Annotated in this window: 15 protein-coding genes; 12 read left to right on the top strand and 3 right to left on the bottom strand. The window is 52.7% G+C overall.

Annotated elements, in window-relative coordinates; genetic code table 11:
* Nucleotides 1-112 precede the first annotated feature (112 nt).
* Complete coding sequence (locus ACKGJP_RS25655) at nt 113-505, bottom strand: TIGR04086 family membrane protein (protein ID WP_409341625.1); 393 nt, start codon at nt 503-505, stop codon at nt 113-115.
* 231 nt (nt 506-736) lie between these two features.
* On the opposite strand from ACKGJP_RS25655, the gene ACKGJP_RS25650 reads away from it, so the two are divergent.
* The gene (locus ACKGJP_RS25650; RefSeq protein ID WP_409341624.1) at nt 737-2,050 is read left to right on the top strand and encodes an ArsB/NhaD family transporter; all 1,314 of its coding nucleotides are present in this window, start codon (nt 737-739) and stop codon (nt 2,048-2,050) included.
* Between the two features lie 182 nt (nt 2,051-2,232).
* Nucleotides 2,233-2,913 (top strand): DUF421 domain-containing protein, encoded by a 681-nt coding sequence (locus tag ACKGJP_RS25645; RefSeq protein WP_409341623.1) that lies wholly within the window; start codon nt 2,233-2,235, stop codon nt 2,911-2,913.
* A gap of 74 nt (nt 2,914-2,987) precedes the next feature.
* On the opposite strand, the gene spoVB is transcribed toward ACKGJP_RS25645, so the two are convergent.
* Nucleotides 2,988-4,562 carry a stage V sporulation protein B gene (spoVB, locus tag ACKGJP_RS25640; RefSeq protein ID WP_409341622.1) on the bottom strand — a complete coding sequence of 525 codons (1,575 nt, stop codon included), beginning with the start codon at nt 4,560-4,562 and terminating at the stop codon, nt 2,988-2,990.
* Nucleotides 4,563-4,772: 210 nt separating this feature from the next.
* On the opposite strand from spoVB, the gene ACKGJP_RS25635 reads away from it, so the two are divergent.
* The 10 genes from ACKGJP_RS25635 to ACKGJP_RS25590 all read left to right on the top strand — a co-directional run bounded on the left by ACKGJP_RS25635 (nt 4,773) and on the right by ACKGJP_RS25590 (nt 19,062).
* On the top strand, nt 4,773-5,150 hold the full coding sequence (locus ACKGJP_RS25635; RefSeq protein WP_409341621.1) for a post-transcriptional regulator: 378 nt from the start codon (nt 4,773-4,775) through the stop codon (nt 5,148-5,150).
* Nucleotides 5,151-5,391: 241 nt separating this feature from the next.
* Entirely contained in the window at nt 5,392-6,621 is a 1,230-nt protein-coding gene (gene secD / locus ACKGJP_RS25630; protein WP_409341620.1) for a protein translocase subunit SecD, read from the top strand.
* The gene (gene secF / locus ACKGJP_RS25625) at nt 6,611-7,519 is read left to right on the top strand and encodes a protein translocase subunit SecF (protein ID WP_409341619.1); all 909 of its coding nucleotides are present in this window, start codon (nt 6,611-6,613) and stop codon (nt 7,517-7,519) included. Before secD ends, secF begins: the two co-directional genes overlap by 11 nt.
* 91 nt (nt 7,520-7,610) lie before the next feature.
* Nucleotides 7,611-8,564: a cation diffusion facilitator family transporter gene (locus tag ACKGJP_RS25620; protein WP_409341618.1), complete on the top strand. Its 954-nt coding sequence runs from the start codon at nt 7,611-7,613 to the stop codon at nt 8,562-8,564.
* A gap of 109 nt (nt 8,565-8,673) precedes the next feature.
* On the top strand, nt 8,674-11,121 hold the full coding sequence (recJ, locus tag ACKGJP_RS25615; protein WP_409341617.1) for a single-stranded-DNA-specific exonuclease RecJ: 2,448 nt from the start codon (nt 8,674-8,676) through the stop codon (nt 11,119-11,121).
* Nucleotides 11,118-11,630 carry an adenine phosphoribosyltransferase gene (locus ACKGJP_RS25610; protein ID WP_409341616.1) on the top strand — a complete coding sequence of 171 codons (513 nt, stop codon included), beginning with the start codon at nt 11,118-11,120 and terminating at the stop codon, nt 11,628-11,630. Before recJ ends, ACKGJP_RS25610 begins: the two co-directional genes overlap by 4 nt.
* A 1,750-nt stretch (nt 11,631-13,380) precedes the next feature.
* Nucleotides 13,381-15,567, top strand: coding sequence for a RelA/SpoT family protein (locus tag ACKGJP_RS25605; protein ID WP_409341615.1), 2,187 nt, complete (start codon nt 13,381-13,383; stop codon nt 15,565-15,567).
* A gap of 42 nt (nt 15,568-15,609) precedes the next feature.
* The gene (dtd, locus tag ACKGJP_RS25600) at nt 15,610-16,053 is read left to right on the top strand and encodes a D-aminoacyl-tRNA deacylase (RefSeq protein ID WP_409341614.1); all 444 of its coding nucleotides are present in this window, start codon (nt 15,610-15,612) and stop codon (nt 16,051-16,053) included.
* An 88-nt stretch (nt 16,054-16,141) separates the two neighbouring features.
* Entirely contained in the window at nt 16,142-16,315 is a 174-nt protein-coding gene (locus ACKGJP_RS25595; RefSeq protein ID WP_409341613.1) for a hypothetical protein, read from the top strand.
* 779 nt (nt 16,316-17,094) lie between these two features.
* Nucleotides 17,095-19,062 (top strand): FAD-dependent oxidoreductase, encoded by a 1,968-nt coding sequence (locus tag ACKGJP_RS25590; protein WP_409341612.1) that lies wholly within the window; start codon nt 17,095-17,097, stop codon nt 19,060-19,062.
* Between the two features lie 253 nt (nt 19,063-19,315).
* Here ACKGJP_RS25590 and ACKGJP_RS25585 read toward each other — a convergent pair whose 3' ends face one another.
* On the bottom strand, nt 19,316-19,654 hold the full coding sequence (locus ACKGJP_RS25585; protein WP_409341611.1) for a hypothetical protein: 339 nt from the start codon (nt 19,652-19,654) through the stop codon (nt 19,316-19,318).
* Between the last annotated feature and the right edge of the window lie 294 nt (nt 19,655-19,948).

The following is a 19,948-nucleotide window of genomic DNA, read 5'->3' as shown; positions in this document are numbered from 1 at the left end:
ATACCATAATTTCAGAAGAAAGGTGAAATGTTATTTAAATGTCAGAAAGCGTTCCTCTGCTGATTGTTCCATTTCTCGGAAAACGTCTGGCTTCAAAGACGCCGAATGGCGTTTATCCTTGTGACGCATTAACGCCTAGTATACCCCCGATGACGCCGGAGCCGAAGGAAACCGCCAAAAATGTAAGAGACTGAAGCCCAAGGCCTTGATCGAAGCTTAGAAACGCAATGATAAAAATAATGACGGAGTAGACGACCCCCAGCAGTCCGCCGTGGTACCAGCCTTTGTTTTTGCTGCGTTTGCCGCTGACGAAGCCGCCTATGAGTAGCGACAAGGCGTGAATGACATAAGCGAAAGTGGGAAGTGATTCTTCTTTCTGCTCGGTGAGCATAAGGATGAAAGAAGTGACGAGCGTAGCGAGCCCCATCGCAATGAAAGCGTAGGCTAGTCCGGCCAATAGAGGCGAAGTCATTCGTACTTGGGCGACTTTGTTCATTGGATTCATAATCGGCCCCTCCCGAGAGTTTCATTATTAATGGACAAATTCTAACACCATTTTATGGTCAAGCCTTGTAAAATAGACCTACTATTGGCCGAAAGCGAAACGTAACCTTAGAAAATGCGTAATAAAGTAGTGCTTTTTTTCGTTCGCATAAGATTTTTAGGTTGCGCTCAAGCACCGATTTCTTGCAAGATGGTATCGACGGATTTTTTTACGGAAAGGAAGTGTAAGGACATGAATCAAGCTGTTACTCAGCTGGCAAACTGGCAGGTGATTGGCGCCGTTGTCATTTTTCTGGTTAGCTATGCGGTCGTCATCACAGAGAAAATGAATCGGGCCATCGTCGCATTAGCCGGGGCCATGCTTATGGTGGTACTCGGTATCGTCGATTGGAAAACCGCCTACCAGCAGCATATCGAATGGCAGACGATCTTTTTGCTGGTCGGGATGATGTTTCTCGTCGGAATATCGAATAAAAGCGGCATTTTTCAATACATAGCGATCAAGGCGGCGCAAAAAGCGAAAGGGGAGCCGATTCGTATTTTACTGCTGCTGTCGGTACTATCGGCGGTCGGCTCGGCTTTCCTGGATAACGTCACAACGGTGCTTCTGCTGGTTCCGATTACGTTCACGATAACGCGGGTGCTGAAGGTGAATCCGATTCCTTATTTGATTTCGGAAATACTCGCATCCAATATCGGGGGAACGGCAACGCTGATCGGGAATCCTCCGAACATCATGATCGGAACGGCTACCCATCTCGGTTTTAATGATTTCTTAGTCAATCTGGCCCCTGTAGCTATCGTCATACTGGCGGTAACCTTGCTCATTCTGCGTAAATGGTACGGAGCGCAGCTGAAGGCCGACGAGCGGCATAAAGCGGAGCTGATGGCGATCGATGCGGCGACTTTTATCAAGAGCCGCAAGCTGATGATCAAATCGGTGATCGTTATCGGACTTACGCTTATCGGGTTTGTGCTGCATCATGCGATTCATGTGGAAGCGGCGGTCGTGGCGTTTGGCGGGGCAACGCTGCTGATGCTGATAAGCGTGAAGGAGATCGATGTGGAGGACGTATTCCACTCGGTCGAATGGGTGACGGTCTTTTTCTTCGCAGGGCTGTTCGTGCTGGTAGGCGGTCTGATCGATGCCGGCATCGTCAATAAGCTGGCGACCATGGTGCTGGAAATGACGGGCGCGGACCTCGCGTTCACGTCGCTGCTTATTCTCTGGCTGTCCGGTATCGCTTCCGCTACGATCGACAACATTCCGTACGTGGCAACGATGATTCCGATGATCAAGGACCTGGGCGTCCAGATGAACGTGCCGGAAACGGCGCTCGACCCGGTCTGGTGGTCCTTGGCGCTTGGCGCGTGTTTGGGCGGCAACGGAACCCTGATCGGCGCATCCGCGAATCTAATTGCGGCCGGGATGGCAGGCAAGGAAGGAAAGCCGCTTTCGTTTGTCGCATATCTAAAGGTCGGGGTGCCGATAACGCTGCTTTCCCTGGTTATTTCTACGCTCTACGTTTCCTTTATTCTGCTGTAAAGATTGCCGTTTGCCAGCAATTGAGCAGTTCCGTTCCCGTATGAGGAACGGTCTCGGCGGTCAGAATACCCATTGAACGATCAAGAACGGCCTACTTTGCGAAGTGTCGCTCCGACTGCCTAAGCGGACGGACGGCAGCTGCGAAGCGGGCCTTCTTTTCCCGACGAGAGGGGTGGTCAACGATGGAGGTTTGGAGCCTTTTCTTTCGCACATTGCTGACTTACTTTATCGTATTTATGGTTATGCGGCTAATGGGCAAAAGGGAGATCGGCAAGCTGTCGGTGTTCGATCTCGTCATTTTCATCATGATTGCGGAAATTGCGGTATTCGTGATCGAAGATGTACATAAGCCGCTTACTTACGGCATTGTGCCGATTTTGACGCTCATGCTTACGCAGATCGGGCTGGCCATACTCGCCCTTCGCAGCCAGTGGATACGCAGCATGTTCGACGGCAAGCCGAGCTTTCTGATCAAGAACGGGCAGTTGGACAGGGACGAAATGAAGCGCCAGCGCTATAACCTAGACGATCTGATGCAGCAGCTGAGGCAAAACCGGGTGGTCAATGTAGCGGATGTCGAATTTGCGATACTCGAGCCATCCGGTAAGCTGACGGTGCTTGAGAAGAAGGGGAAGGCGGAGGAGGCGCGCTCCGAGTTTCAGGACACGATGCGATTAGAAGGACTTCCGCTGCCGCTCATTATGGACGGCAAGGTGCAGGACGAAAGCTTGTCCAAGCTCGGTCAAACCCGGTTTTGGCTGAAAAATCAGCTGCAAACGAAGGGCGTGAACGATTTTAAGGAAGTGTTCTTTTGCTCGATCGATCATAGAGGGAAGCTGTTTGTGGATAAGAAGAAAAAATAGCCTGCTCCGGGCCTGAGGGAGCGGGCTTTTTTATTCATTTATCAGGCTGTAAGGATGCGATCGGTGCAGAAGCCTCATAGCTTTTTGCCGATCCAGGGGATGCGCCGGAGATCGTAGATGTCGACCAGCTTGAACCAGGCCATACAGAGCAGGTAGACGACGCCGCCGAGTCCGGCCGATATTCCGAAGCGCAGTCCCGCATTGTCCGTCCAGTCGGCGTTCATTACACCGTAGCACGTTAGCCCCATAACCAGCATAGCAGCGCCGAGCTTGGTAAAATCGGAGGTAGGCAGCGATAGCTTTAAAAGTCTGGATACGCTGTTCCAGTGCAGCATCGTCACGATGATGATGTTGATGTTGATGGCGATGACGGCGCCCAATATGCCGAGATTCGGTTTGCTTGCCAACAAAGTAATCAGCAGCAGCTTGACGGCGGAACCGATAAAGGTGTTCACGAGCGCCGTCCCGGGCTTGTCTAGCGCCTGCAGCGCCGCTTGGAGCGGTGCCTGCACATAGATGAACAGCGCAATTGGAGCCATCATACGCAGCATGGAACCGATTTCCGTGTTCTTGTACAAATAGTAGCAAACCGGATCGGCAAGGACGTACATCATAACGGCGAACGGCGCTCCGGTTACAAGTGCGAGCCGAATGGATTGGTGCATCCTTTTATGGATCGTCTTAAGGTCGTTATGCGCCGCTGCCTCGGACAAGGACGGAATCAGGGAAACGGACAAGGAGTACGTAAGCGCGCTCGGGAGCAGCAGAACGGGAATGATCATCCCTTGCAAAGTCCCGTATTGCGCAGTTGCGACAGCAGCGGCGATACCGGCGACCGCGAGGCTTTGCGCTATAAAGATCGACTCGAGCAAGTACGAGGTGGAGCCGACCAGCCGGCTAGCGGTAACCGGCAGAGCGATTCGGAAGAGCCGCTTCATAAGGCTTTCCTGCGAGAAACCAGGCGTTTTTGGGGCAGACGGCGTTTGTTGGCCGCTTTTCGCTTTGTAAGCGTTGCGGCTGAAGTAGTAATGCAGCAAGATGACGGCCATGCCGCAGAGCTCGCCGACGGTCACCCCGATCATCGCCCCCGCGGCGGCGAATTCAATCCCGTAAGGGAGCAGCCAGTAGGCAAACAGGAGCATGCCGAAAATGCGTACGACCGTTTCCGACACTTGCGAAGAAGCGGTCGGAATCATGTTCTGGCGTCCTTGGAAATAGCCGCGAATGACGGCCGAAACGGATACGAGCAAAATAATCGGACTCATGCATAGAAACGTGTAGTAGACGCGCGGGTCTGTCATCAAATGGCTTGTAATGAAGCGCGCGGACAGCATGGAAATAATCGTGAAAAACAGCCCCAGGCCGGCGGATAGCGTAAGCGATAGCTTAAATATGCGCCTTACCCGCGCTTCATCGCCTTCCGAATCGGCCTCCGCGACCAGCTTTGCCACGGCAAGCGGTATGCCGCCGGTAATGATTGTAATAATAAAGATTAGAAACGGATACCCGAGCTGATAAATCCCGACCCCTTCAGGACCGATTACGCGAGGGAGGGCGATACGCGGGACGAAGCCTAATATCCGGTTAACGACGCCGGCCAAGAGGAGGATAACCGTGCCTGTTATAAACGATTGCTTTAAATGGCTCACGTTCGATACCTTCTTCCTGTACAAGGGTGGTCTTGTACAAGAATATGCGGCTTGTGTCCAAGCTCATGCTACATTTTTATAGGGGGCGGCGGAGGCGGACAAACGCCGTAACGAGGTTTCGTCATTATAGATTCGTTCAGGAAGGAATTACCGCCGTCGGCAGCGAATACATAACCAGGCAGCATATCGATAGAGGGGGCGTTACCCGCCATGGACCACACCCGCGAGCACAAAGACGGCTTGCCTTTCTGGGAGCTGGCCCCGAAAGAAGTGAAAGTAGAAGCCGGCAGGCTGCAGGTACCGAACGACCATCAGATCGAAAATCAGACGCCGGACGAGGAAGACCCGCTTGGCGGGGAGAAGCTGAACAGCGCGCTGGAAGTTTTGTGCGTCAGCAAGGCCGAAGAGTTTCGTTCGCTTGGCTACGACAGCGTAACCTGGAGGGACGTTTGGGCTTGCGTTACGGATAAGTACAAGAAGAAAGGAACGCCGCCGCTCCACCAGGTCGTTAACGACATTTTGTCGCTGAAATCGACGCAGTTCATGAACTGGATGACGATGCGCATGTACAAGGACGGCTCCTTTTAATCCGAAGGGGCTTTTTTGTCATGTATCCTTATCCAAATGATGGCGGAGACGACGGCAGTGATGATTTAACCGCCGGTAAGTTTAATCGAAGCCGATCAAGGATTTAAGGGGCCGAAAGCGGCTTCCGCAGGCGGCGGCGGGGCGTCTGACGCCTTGCCTGCAAATTTTGTCGCAAATTGACTCGTTTTTGGCACGTGGTTATAATGGGAATATTGAGTATGGAAGGGAGACAAGCATCGGAATGAATGCCAAAAGGTTTATCGCATTTTTGCTGATCGTGGTCGTAACGCTTGGCGCGGTCGCTATCACGAGCCCTCATTTGGTGAAACAAATTAGGCTTGGCTTGGATTTAAAGGGCGGATTCGAGATTTTGTACGTCGCCACGCCGATAGACGAGAACGGCAAGGTAACGAAGGAAGCTCTGAAAGAAACGGCGAGAAGCCTGCAGAAGCGTATCGACAAACAGGGGATCGCGGAGCCGGATATTACGACGGAGGGCGAAGACCGCATCCGCGTTCGGATTGCCGGCGTTACCGACGAGGATAAGGTGCGCGAGACGCTGAAGAAGCCGGCGAACCTTCAGTTCAAAGGGCCGGACGGCACGGTTGAACTCGACGGACGCGACTTTGTGCCTGGCGGCGCTACGGTCCAATACAACAACAATCAGCCGATCGTCTCTCTGAAGCTGAAAAGCGCGGAAAAGTTCGGTCAAGTAACCGAAAAGCTGCTGGGTAAAACGCTCGGCATTTACCTGGATGAGGAAATGATTTCGAACCCGTCGATCAATACGGTGATCAGACAGGACACAGCCGTCATTGAGGGACGTTTCACGTTCGAAGAGGCGAACAACCTTGCCAACACGATCAACCTCGGCGCGCTTCCGCTCAATCTGACCGAGAAGTACACGCAAAGCGTCGGCGCTTCGCTCGGCCAATTGTCGCTTGAACAGACGGTAAAAGCGGGGCTTATCGCCTCGATCATTATTTTGGCGTTCATGCTCGTCTTCTACAGACTGCCCGGCGTTGTTGCCAGCATCACGATCATTACGTACGTGTGGCTGCTTCTAGTGGCATTCTATCTGATGAAAGCTACGCTCACGCTGCCGGGTATCGCCGCCTTCGTTCTCGGGGTCGGGATGGCGGTGGACGCGAACATTATCATGTACGAACGGATTAAGGAAGAAATCCGCAGCGGCAAAAGCATGCTGTCCTCGCTTCGCTCCGGCTCCAAGCATTCGTTCCGTACGATCATGGATGCGAATATTACGAATATCATCGCAAGCGGCGTGCTTTACACGTTCGGTAACGGAGGGATTCGCGGATTTGCGCTAACCTCGATCATGAGTATTATCGTGAGTATTATTACCAACATCTTTTTCTCGAGATTGCTTATCCATTTGCTCATTCGTAGCAATTTGTTCTCGAAGCCGGCGTATTATGGAGTAAAGGAGGCAGAAATTCGTGAACTCTAAAATACATTTCGATTTCGTCAAGCATCGCAACAAGTTTTTTGCCTTCTCCATTCTTATAACGCTTGCCGGGATCATCACGTTGTTTGCGGCGAGCATGCACTTCGGCGTCGATTTTAAAGCGGGGACGACAATCGATGCCACATTAGGCAAATCGACCGATAAACAAGCAGTGGAGAAGCTGGTTACCGACGACGGCTTCACCGGCTTCCTGGTTACGATGGGCGGAAACAACGACCGCGTCTCGGTACGTTTCGACGAAATTTTGAACGATGCGGACGTCAAAAAAATACAAACGGCTTTAACGTCCGCCTACGGAGATAAAGTGTCGACGGAAGTGAACACGGTGTCGGCGGACATGGCGAAGGAAATGGGCGTCAAGGCCATTTATGCGGTTCTTATCGCTGCCGTAGCCATTTGCATCTACGTAACGATCCGATTCGAATGGCGGTTCGCGGTGGCCGCAATCATTGCGATTTTGTACGATGCCTTCTTCGTTGTGGCGATGTTCGCCATCTTCCGCTTCGAGGTCGACCTGCCATTCCTTGCGGCGGTGCTTACGACGATCGGATATTCGATCAACGATAAGATCGTTATCTTTGACCGCGTCCGTGAGAATATGCGCTTTGCCAAGCTTCGGACCGATCAGGATTTGGCGGATTTGATCAATCACAGTATTTGGCAGACGATGGCGCGGAACGTATATACCGTATTGACGGTGCTCATCGCGGCGGTCTGTCTGATGATATTCGGCAGCGAATCCATCAAGCTGTTCGCGCTTGCGAAAGTATTCGGTCTTACAAGCGGCGCCTATTCGTCCGTTTGTATCGCGACTTCGCTTTGGTACCTGATGAGAAGAAACAAGCTCGGTGCGGTCAAAAAGGTCGCAGCCGCCAAGTAGCGGAGCAATCCGCATTCCTATCCGTGCGCCGCGAAAGCAACGATTTCGCGGCGTTTGTTTCACCACCTTTTGTATATAAGGAGTGGCCCAGTTGTCTGAACAGCGTTTTGTCAAAGCGGAATTTGCCGCATGGGTCGGCATCGTCGCCAATCTGTTGTTGGCGATAATGAAGGGGGTCGTCGGCTGGCTTGCAAACAGTAAAGCACTTTTAGCCGACGCAGCCAACTCGGCTTCCGACGTTGTCGGTTCCGCCGCCGTTTTGTTCGGCTTTCGCGCAGCGAAGCTACCTCCCGACGAAGATCATCCTTACGGGCATGGCAAAGCGGAGTCCATCGCAGCGATTGTCGTATCGGTCCTTGTGCTTTTGGTCGGTTTCGAGATCGGCCTCAGCGCGATCAAGACGATGATTTCAGGCATCGAGAAGCCGCCGGAATGGTTCGCGCTTGCGGCTATTTTGGTTGCCATCGTCGTTAAAGAGGTTCTATTCCGCTATAACTATAAGCTCGGCAAGCAGCTCAAGAGCCAAGCACTTATCGCAAGCGCATGGGACCACCGAACGGACGTCTATTCGTCGCTGGCCGTGTTCGCAGGTGTGTTCGGCGCGCGGATGGGCAACACGTTCGACATGCCGATCTTGTATTATATGGACCCACTCGCCGGTTTGTTTGTAGCGCTGCTGGTTCTTAGGACCGGCTATAAATTGATCATGGAATCCATTCATAAGACCATGGATCACGTCCTCCATCAAGAAGATGCGGAAGAGCTGGTCAAGACGGTTCAACGCGTCAAGGGCGTCATCGCCGTCGACAACTTGCGCGCGCGCGAACACGGCCATTATGTCGTGGTAGACGTGAAAATAAGCGTCAATCCGCGAATATCGGTCATGGAAGGCCACGATATCGGGAAAGCAGTCAAGCAGCAGCTGATGAAACGTTTTATTCACGTGTCAGACGTCTTCATACATGTCAATCCATACGATCCGGGCTACCCTTACAAGGCGAATGTCGATCCGGATCACGACGATTTTCCGTCCGTGCTTCACTAAAGGACGCTTGAGAGCCGCTGCCTGGACAGCGGCTTCATCATGAATCCTCCTTCTTGCGGATAGGTTCGATTTCTTTAGAAGCGAGGATTTGGGAGGTTCGGTTTCATACATGCTTCATTCGAAGGCTAGATGGCAAATCAGCGAGAGCGACGAGGCCGCCGCCCGGCAAATGGCCGAGGCGCTGCGCGTGGAGCCGCTAATTGCCAAGCTGCTCGTTGTACGGGGAATCGATTCCGTAGATCAGGCTCAAAGGTTTTTGCAGGCAGATGCGGATCATGTACATGATCCTTTTCTTTTGGACGGAATGGAAGCTGCGATAGCCAGAATTCGGGCCGCACTGGCTGCAGGGGAAAAAATACGCGTATACGGCGACTACGATGCGGACGGCGTCAGCAGCACTTCGCTCATGGTGTGGCTGCTTCGGCAGGTGGGAGCGGAGCATGATTCGTACATCCCGCACCGCGTGAATGAAGGCTACGGCTTAAACAAGCCGGCGCTGGCGCTGGCGAAAGAGCAGGGGGTGTCCCTGCTCATTACGGTGGACACCGGCATTAGCGCGAGGGAAGAGATCGCGTTCGCTACGGAAATCGGCCTCGATGTCATCGTGACCGATCACCACGAGCCGCCGGAGCTTTTACCCGAATGCGCCGCGGTCATCAACCCGAAAAAACCGGGCTGCCCTTATCCGTTCAAGCAGCTGGCCGGCGTCGGCGTTGCCTTCAAGCTGGCGCATGCACTGCTCGGCCGCTTTCCCGAGGAATTGCTGGAGATGGCCACGATCGGCACGGTAGCGGATTTGATGCCGCTTGTCGACGAGAACCGAATCCTAGTCAAGCTAGGTCTCTCGCGCATGCAAAACTCCGATTATGCAGGCATTCGCGCGCTGCTGGGCACCGCCGGAATCGATCCGTCGCAAGTAAATGCCACGCATGTGGGCTTTTCCCTGGCGCCGCGAATCAATGCGGGCGGCCGACTGGACAGCGCGGAAGACGCCGTCAGGCTCTTGGTTTCTACGAACGAGGACGAGGCGCAGTTCCTTGCGGACGGTCTTGATATGCTCAACAAGGAGCGGCAGCGAATAGTCGAGGACATGACCAAGGAAGCGCTGCAGCTGCTCGAAGAAAGCTTGGCGGATAATCCTTCCGTCATCGTGCTGGCAAAAGAGGGCTGGAACGTAGGCGTCATCGGTATCGTCGCTTCTAAAGTGCTGGAGAAATGGTATCGGCCGACGATCATTTTGGGAATCGACCCGGAAACGGGCAAAGCGAAGGGGTCGGCCCGATCGATTGCCGGCTTCGATATTTACCGGGCGCTATCGCAGTGCGCCGATCTTTTCGATCATTTCGGCGGGCACCAAGCGGCTGCGGGCATGTCGTTAAGCGGCGGCAAGATCGATGAACTTCGCAAGCGGCTGCAGGAAATCGCCTCCGAGCAATTGAGCGAGGAGGATTTGATGCCGATCATGCAGGCGGATGCGTTCTGTACGCTGGCGGAGATGCCGGTCGAAACGATTCGTCAGCTGAACCGGCTCGCCCCTTTCGGCATGGGGAACCCGCAGCCGAAATTCATTTTCTCCGGACTAAGCGTGGGTGACAAGAAGAAAATCGGCAAAGAGCAGCAGCATCTGAGGCTTCAACTGAATCAAACGGTAGAGGAGTCGGCCTGCACGGTAGAAGCGATCGGCTTCGGCCGGGGCGCCGTATCGGAGCTGATTTCCTCCTCGGCGCTTCTGGATGTGCTTGGCGAATTGTCGATAAACGAATGGAACGGCATGCGTAAACCCCAAATCGTCGTGCAAGATATCCGGATCCGGGAAAAGCAGATGTTCGATTGGCGCGGAGGCGATCTGAAGCGAAAGTTCGCCGATCTCGACATCGCTCTCCAGGCTATGCCCAAAGCCGTTCGTAAGATCGGCATCGTGCTGTTCGGCGATGCCGATAAGGTGAGCCCGCCGGCGGGTTTGATGCCCGAAGCTTCGGTTTGGCGCGTATCCCGGGAGGGAGAGCTGACGGCTGCGTATGCCTCGGACGGGGCTGAAGAGCCTATTACGGCAGCCTATGATGCGCTTACCGACCTTATCTTGTTCGATATGCCGCTGCGCATGGAGCAACTCCGCAGCGCACTTGCAGCGGCAGAAGGAGCGGAACGCATTTTCGCGATTTTCCGCGATCCCGAGCCGGATGCGGCTTCTACCTTGCCGTCGCGGGATATGTTCAAGCAGGTATATGGGGTGATCCAGCGGCAGAGCGGCTTCGAATCGTACGATACGCAGCTGCTGACGGCTTTCAGCAAGCGCTCGGGGCTGCCGGTTCCGTCGATACGTTTTATCGTGGACGTTTTCGTCGAGCTCGGTTTCATCGAAAAGACGGAAAAGGGGATACGCCTGGTAGCTTCCCCGGGCAAAAAAGATTTGTCGGAAGCGGCCGTCTATCAAGATAAGGTTCACCGAGAGCAAATCGAACAGGCGCTTCTCTATTCGTCGTCTCAAGAAATGAGCGATTGGATGCGGGAACGCTTTTTACCAAATGATGATCAACCATTGGAGGGAATTGTATGAATTTTAAAGATTATATCCGAGTGGTTCCGGACTTTCCGCAGCCGGGGATCCGCTTCAAAGACATTACGACGCTGCTCAAGGACGGGAAAGCTTACAGTGCCGCCATCGAAGCGCTCCGCGTGATGGTAAAGGAGAAAGAAATCGACCTGATCGCCGGTCCGGAAGCGCGCGGCTTCGTAGTCGGCGCTCCGCTGGCGCTGGCGCTCGGCGTCGGCTTCGTTCCGATCCGCAAGAGCGGAAAGCTCCCGGGCGACTGCATCGAGGCTTCATACTCGCTGGAGTACGGCAAAGACAAATTGGCTATGCACCGCGATGCCATTCAGCCGGGGCAAAAGGTTCTGATCGCCGATGACCTGCTGGCCACGGGCGGTACGATTTCCACCACAATCAACTTGATTGAACAGCTGGGCGGCGATATCGTCGGCGCCGCGTTCCTGATTGAGTTGTCCTACCTGAACGGCAGGGAAAAACTGAACGGCATCGATGTGGTATCGCTGGTGACCTACTAGGGGACGTTCCCCTGGTATGTTACCCCTTTGCGATACATTAAAAGATCGTTCGAAAGCGTTCAAGATCGTTCAAGATCGTTCAAGATCGTTCAAGATCGTTCAAAAGCGTTCCGACCCCTCCTAAATCCTCCCCTTCCAAGGGGAGGACCCCAAGGACCTGCCGGCCCTCTGGACTCCCGCAAAGCAAACACGCGGAGATCAGTCTGTTCGGTCCTCCGACAGGACTGCGAAGCCGGTACCGCTTTTCGTCCCTCGGTTGCCTACAGCAACAAGAGGACACGCTTACGTAAGCCGCATACAAGAAAAGCCAGGGGCCTCGCCCCTGGCTTTTTTAGCGGGTATTTTTCCCGCAATTCGAAAGTTACTTGGTCTGGTACCTCCTTTCTACTATTCAATATCCCGTTCTCACCTTATTCACCGCTACTGCTTGTGACAGAGCCTCGGCTTGCTGAAAGCAAAGCTCGTTCAGATCACGAACCGCCCGATCTGCCTGACTCCGAGGCGTTTAATCCGCGTTTAACCCGCCTAACCCGCCTAACCAGACTAACCAGACTAGCCAGACTAACCAGACTAATCGGACTGACTGCCTAACCCTATAGACTGGCCGTAATCCATGCTCTGACGTTCTCCCTTTAACAAACTGATCAATTTAGTGAACCAAAGTTCATTATTAGTGAATCTAAAGTAACTATATGTTGTCGAATAGCACGTTGATAAATGATTAGTGAACCAAATAGGCCAAAATGGACTGTGAAGTTCACTATTAGTGGCATTTAGTTCACTATCCTGCAGAAAACTTTCAATAATGCAAAGATAATGAACTTACGTTCACTAATAGTGAAGCTTGGTTCATTAAGTGCTTTATTCTAGAATTAGCAAGAGATCAATGCCTACATGGAGCGTGTCCGAAAGGACGGAAGCGGTTCGGCGCAGGGAGTGGCATCGAGGGACCATACGTATATAAGTGTGTTTGTTTGCGGGTATCCAAAGGGCAGCAGCCTTTTGTGTCCTCCTTGTGAGGAGGATGTAGGAGGGTGCGGAACGCTTTAAAAGGGTGGAACTTTCTTGTTAAAACGGCTGGAACTTTAGCAGCCAGTATTGAGCTCTTTGGTCAAACTGGAGCGTGTCCGTAAGGACGTAAGCGGTTCGGTGTAGGGAGTGGCAGCGAGGGACCATATTGCGTATATAAGTGTGTTTGTTTGCGGGTATCCAAAGGGCAGCAGCCTTTTGTGTCCTCCTTGGGAGGAGGATGTAGGAGGGGGCGGAACGCTTTAAAAGGGTGGAACTTTCTTTTAGAGTGGCTGGAACTTTAGCAGCCAGTATGAGCTTTTTGATCAAAGTGGAGCGTGTCCGAAAGGACGTAAGCGGTTCGGAGTAGGGAGTGGCATCGAGGGACCATATGAGGTGTAGGCGTGTGTTTACTTGCGGGTATCCAAAGGGCAGCTGCCCTTTGGGGTCCTCCCCTTGGGAAGGGGAGGATTTAGGAGGGGTCGGAACGCTTTTAGAAGGTTGGAACGCTTTTAGAAGGTTGGAACGCTTTTAGAAGGTTGGAACGCTTTTAGAAAGTTGGAACGCCTTTGAAGTTTGGAACGCTTTTAGAAGTATTACGCCTTTAGAAGGTTGGAACTTAAAACCCCTTTGAAGGGGATAAGGGGTAGCCGGCCGTGAGTCGAATGAACCCGATTCTTGACGTAGCGGCGCTAGAGCGGCATAATGGATTCAATATCGTTAGAACGGAAAGGACCGGGCAATGAGCATCGAGCAATTAATGGAGAAAGCGTCAACCTACATGAAGGAGAGCGACCTTGACAAAGTAAAGGAAGCTTACACATTTGCCGAACAGGCGCATCTCGGCCAGGTGCGGAAGTCCGGGGAGCCGTACATCTTGCATCCGCTTGCGGTGGCCGACATATTGGTCAACATGCAAATGGACGTGACCTCGATTATAGCGGCTTTGCTTCATGATGTCGTGGAAGACACGACGGTGTCGCTGGACGTGGTTCTGCAGCATTTCGGCGAAACATGCGCGATGCTCGTTGACGGCTTGACGAAGCTGGAGAAGATCCAGTTTAAATCGAAGGAAGAACAGCAGAACGAAAATTATCGTAAAATGTTCGTCGCGATGGCGCAGGATATCCGGGTTATTTTGATCAAACTGGCGGATCGCCTGCACAACATGCGTACGCTTAAATATCAGTCCGAAGAGAGTCAGCGCCGGATTGCCGACGAGACGCTTGAAATATTTTGCCCGATCGCCCACCGGCTCGGGATTTCCGCGATCAAATGGGAAATGGAAGACATCGCCCTCCGCTATCTGAACCCGCAGCAATACTATCGGATCGTCAATCTTATGCAGAAAAAACGTGCGGAGCGCGAACAGTTTATCCAGAACGTCATCTCGAGCATTAATGAAAAGCTTTCGGAAATGGGCATCGACGGCGATATTTCCGGACGCCCTAAGCATATATACAGCATTTACAAAAAGATGACCGCGCGAAACAAGCAGTTCAACGAAATTTACGACCTGCTGGCCATTCGCGTGATCGTGGACAATATTAAAGATTGCTATGCGACGCTAGGCATTATCCATACGCTGTGGAAGCCGATGCCGGGCCGCTTCAAAGACTACATCGCCATGCCGAAAGCGAATATGTACCAGTCGCTCCATACGACGGTGATCGGACCGAACGGGGAGCCGCTCGAGGTGCAAATTCGGACGTGGGACATGCACAAGACGTCCGAATACGGGATTGCCGCACACTGGGCCTACAAGGAAGGCTCGGTCGTGCCGGGCGGAAAATTCGAGAACAAAATGTCGCTGTTCCGTGAAATTCTGGAGCTTCAACATGAAGCACGCGATGCGTCGGAGTTCGTAGAATCACTCAAAATGGATTTCTTTACCGATCTCGTCTTCGTCTTTACGCCGAAGGGCGAAGTGATCGAGCTGCCGGCGGGCTCCGTACCGCTGGATTTTGCTTACCGGATCCATACCGAGGTGGGGAATCGGACGATCGGTGCCAAAGTAAACGGCCGGATCGTGCCGCTCGACTATAAGCTGAAAACCGGCGATATCGTCGAGATTTTGACCTCGAAGCATTCGTACGGCCCAAGCCAGGACTGGGTCAAGCTTGCGCAATCTTCGCATGCGCGCACCAAGATCAAGCAATGGTTCAAGAAGGAGCGCCGCGAGGAGAACGTAGCCAAAGGAAAAGAGTCGATTGAGCGCGAACTAAGACGGCTGGCGATGGAGCCTTCGACCGTTATGACCGACGACAATATGCTGGAGGTTGCGGGCAAGTTCAACTTCAACGATATCGAGGACATGCTTTCGGCGGTCGGATTCGGCGGCATCACGGCGGCCCAAATCTGCACGCGATTGACCGATAAGCTGCGCAAGGATCAAGTGGAATACCAGCTGGAGCTGACGAACGAAGTCAAGGATTTAAAATCGGCCCCCGAGAAGGAACGCAAAAGCCGTCCGACGCATGGCGTGCAGGTCAAAGGCGTGGACAATCTGCTCGTCCGTTTTGCCCGCTGCTGCAATCCCGTGCCTGGTGACGATATCGTGGGTTATATTACGCGCGGCCGCGGCGTTTCGATTCACCGGCAGGACTGCACGAATATCCCGCTGATGAGCGAAGGCGAAGAAGGGAACCGCGTCATCGAAGTCGAATGGGTGGACTCGGTCGAGGCGAACTACAGCGTGGAAATCGAAATTACCGGCCATGACCGCCGCGGCCTGCTGAACGAAGTGCTTCAGGTCGTATCCGAGAGCAAAACGGTCATATCTGCGGTTTCGGGCCGCTCCGATAAGAACAAGATGGCGATGATTCATATGACGATACTCATTCGAAATATCGATCATTTGCAATCGGTCGTCGATAAAATAAAAAGGCTGAAGGACGTCTATTCCGTTCAGCGGATCATGCAGACCTAGATTCGGACACCCGCGTTTCAAAGGCAGAAAAGAGGTTGAAGTGTGAGAGTCATCGTACAACGAAGCAAAGAAGCGCACGTGTCCGTAGAAGGCCGAATCGTAGGGAGCATCGAGCAAGGGCTGGTGCTGCTTGTCGGCGTTACCCACGAGGATACGGAGCAGGACGCCAAATTTCTGGCGGAGAAAATTGCGGGCTTGCGCATTTTTGAGGACGAAGAAGGCAAAATGAACCTGTCCGTAGCCGAAATGGGCGGACAAATTCTTTCCATATCCCAGTTTACGCTATATGGAGATTGCCGCAAGGGGCGGCGTCCGAATTTTATGGCTGCAGCAAGGCCGGAACAAGCTGAGCCTTTGTACGACAGGTTTAACGAGCTGTTGCGCGGACAGGGGCTTCATGTCGAAACGGGCACCTTCGGGGCGATGATGGATGTAGCGCTGACGAATTGGGGACCGGTCACCTTAATTGTGGAAAGCAAAGCGTAAGCGAAAAGAAGCCTTCGGCGGTTAAAGCTTGCGGAAAGCGGCAAAACTATTGGCAATCCTGTTGGATGAAAGGGAGTTTGTCCAATATATGCGCCAATCCGTTAAGCAGAAAATCGTCATCGACTGCGCGAATCGTTTGCAATCGAGCGGCTTTCAAGAAGCGATCGCATCGGAGCCGCTACTGGGCGAGGCCGACCTGACGATGTCCGGTTCGATGCATGCCGACCAGTGGAGATTCGTGCCGCGCAAGACGCCGAGATAACCGGCGATCGGAAGTTAGGAGAAGAGGGTTTTTCCTTCGGGAAGAGCCCTTTTTCGCGCGAAAAAGTAGGAGTTTAAACGGAAAACACGGCTTACGGGTCGTGATGAGAGGGGATCGCCATTCCTTTCTGCTTGGCATATGTGGTAAACTAAGGGATAGCGTTAGCTATATGTCGAAAACCGGGTTGTTTGGACCGGGACCGTAAACGGATGGTTTCAGCCACGCTGATTCCAATCCGTGCGGCATGAAGGGAACTGCAGGTAACCGAACCTACAAGAATCGAACAAGCTGAGGGAAGCGATTGCGGTTGTTCACCCGGCGAAACCTGTACATAACCTTCTGCGTAAGCATAATGCGGAGGAAACGACGGCAATTTTGCGGGCAATAGCCGGTCGGCGAAACGGTAATGAAACGAATGGAACGGAATTTGCCTTTCTTAAGGGGCAGCTGAGGTCTAACCGAAAGGCAAAGTTTTCGAGGAAAAGGGGACGTGGCGACATCGACACGGAGCTTACCGACGGGATGCCGATCGAGGGACGGCGGAATTCAAAAATGACGTTCGACCAATGGGAAAGGCTCATGCTGGAGTCGTTTGCCGTGCATAAGCTGCCGGTTAAGCGCGCCTCTTCAATGACGAAAAAAGGCGAATCCTGCCAGTTTTTCATTTGAAGGAGCGTTGTTCTCAACCAAATCGTACTAGAAACGGTTCGACAAAAAACAGATGCTGCTGGACAGGCGTACCGTAACGCCGTCCTGATGAAAAGGGGAGTATAACGAGGATGCTGCGCAACAAATGGTTCATATTGGTACTTTCGTTTGTCGTTCTGCTCGGGGCGGGAGCCCCGGTACTCTATTATAAAGAGAAATACGGCGGCGGACTCGTCAACGAAACGCCCGATGCTCAAACGCTCAAGCCGATCAAAACCGTATCCAAGCCTAAGGACAGCTATGACGCCGTTGTGGTTGGAACGGATCCGGAAGGAGTAGCCGCAGCGATATCGGCAGCCAGGAACGGACTGAAGACGCTTCTCGTCGACGGGCGCGACCGTGAAATATTGGGCGGATTGATGACGCTGGGCTGGCTGAATACAATTGATTTAAATCAAGATAAGGAACAGAACTACGTTCCGGGCACGCAGGTGCCGCTGCTTAACAAAGGTATTTTCCAAGAATTTTACAATCTTATCGAAGGAACTTCGTTTGACGTGACGACGGCAGCCAACGCCTTTCATAAGCTGGTAGGCAACGAACCGAATATCGATGTCTTGCTTAAAACGAAGTCGATCACGCCGCTCGTCAATAAAGGAACCGATTCCGACCTCGTAGAAGGCGTAGCGGTCACGACGGAAGACGGACAAGCTTATAACGTGAAGGCCAAATCGGTAATCGATGCTACGCAGGATGCGGACATCGCAGCAGCCGCAGGCGTTCCGTTTACGATCGGGCGCGAGGATCTGGGCGACAAGGATACCAAAATGGCGGTAACGGTCGTGTTTCGCATGAAGCACGTCGATGCCAACGTTTGGCAAAAAATCCGCAAGTATTTAGCCGAGGACGGACGTCCGGATACGGATGCCGACGAGCGTTCCGCTTGGGGCTATGTCGATTTCAACAGCAAATACGAGCCTGTCAATAAAGAACGGGTCCGCGTGCGCGGTCCGAACATCGGCCGCCAGAACGACGATACGGCGCTGCTCAACATGATTCAGATTTTCGGTATCGACGGAGCCGATCCGAAATCGCGAGCAGAAGCGTACGAGCTGGCCAAGAGCGAGCTGCCGAATATCATGGCTTTCTTTAAAAAGAACTATCCGGAATTCGCCAGCGTCGAGGTTGATCTCGAGGATCTTGCGCCGGAGCTGTATGTTCGCGAAACCCGTCATATGCAGGGCATGTACAGACTCACGATGATCGACGTGCTCGACAACCGCGACCAGTGGGATCGGATCGGCTTCGGCTCGTATACGGTCGATATCCAGCGGACCGGTCCGAAGGACAACGGTCAAGAGGTCATGAAGCCGATCAAGTATGCGATTCCGTTCCGCAGCATCGTGCCGCAGCGGGTAGACGGCCTGCTGGTCGTAGGAAGAAGCGCAAGCTACGATACGCTTCCGCACGGCTCCGCCCGCGTCATTCCTACGGGGATGGCGGAAGGCGAAGCGGCAGGAGCAGCGTCGAAGCTTGCTATCGACAATAAATTGACATTCCGCAAGCTGGCGGAGTCCAAAGAGCTGATCGCCAAGCTTCAGGATAACCTGAATAAGCAAGGAATGGACGTTAAGGCTTACACCTTGAAGGAAAAACCGGCTTATATGTCGCATAAAACGTATCCCGGCTTGAAAATGGCCATTTACTTCAATCTCGCGGCAGGTCGTGGCGAGAAGGGCATCGATTTTGAACTGGATAATCCGGCGAACCCTCAGCGGATCGTCAATCAGCTGAACTCGGTCAAGAAAGTCGTTACCGGCAAAGGGACGAATTATTTGAAAGGCAACCCGAACGATGCGTTAGCGGCTATTAAGGGCGACGCCAAAACGGAGCCATTGACCTTGACGCAGGCTGCCTATTCGATAACGAAAGCGATCGGATTGAATGTATCCGCGGATAAGGCGGTAGCCGAGCTGCAAAATAAAAAATTGCTTACGAAAGAAACGATCGCCCTGATCGCCGATCAGAAAAAGCTGACATACGGGGAAGTCTACATGATCCTCAAAGATATGCTGGAAAGCTTCGGCTATCGTTTCTAATTCAAACATACGCAAAAGCCATTCTTAAGAGGGATTCTCGTTAAGGATGGCTTTTGTTTTGTAGAAGGTAATATTGGCTTTGGGGCTGCCCGCAAAGGAAACGATAAGATTCCTCTGAGGGAACGATGCGATAAGGGTTACCGTTTAAATCGGCATTCGTAAGCTTCGTTACGATGAAGAGGAGAAGAATGGGGGTGCTAGGCAGTAAGTTTATTAAATTACTGCAGGTTGTTTCGGCTATTCCAGCATCTTGTTAGTTGTCCTCGGATTCTTCCTCAGGAGCTTCTTCCGCATCGGAAGCCGCGTCATCGCCGGCACCGTCATCGACAGCTGCGCCCTCACCGGCATCGACTTCCTCGTCAGCATCGTCGTCATCGCTTTCATCTTCCGCCGACTCGCCGGATTCCTCCTCGCTGCTTTCCTCAGAGGCGTCTTCTTGCTCGGCTTCATCCGCGCTTTCCTCTTCGGCAGCGCTGTCCTCATCATCATCCGAATCGGCGTCCGATTGAACGAGTATAGCCGCATCGCTTGTCAGCTCGCCGTCCTCCGGTTGAACCGCACCGTTCTCTTCAAGCAGGTCGTCATGGATCATCCTGATCACTCCGTTTCTAGAATTCAAGGGTTTGTCCCTTGTGCTATATCTATATGTGCAGGGTGAAGGAATAGAAGAGCCCCTATTACGGGTTAAAGCGCTTTATTTTTTGTAATGAAACTGTAATCATATTTTCATCGTTCATTAACGTTGCCCGCCTATAATAATAGTCGACCCCCTTTTAAACATATATATCTTTTAGAGCCTACAAACTTGTTTTGTAGGCTTTTTTCTTTTCTCATGCTTGAAATGTGTAAGAATTTTGTAAGATCCCCTATGGTAAAGTGAGTCCAG

The sequence above is a fragment of the Paenibacillus litoralis genome, assembly GCF_046244365.1.
GTDB lineage: Bacteria > Bacillota > Bacilli > Paenibacillales > NBRC-103111 > Paenibacillus_V.
Note: the sequence above shows the minus strand (reverse complement) of the source record. Positions and strands in the feature narration are given on the sequence as shown.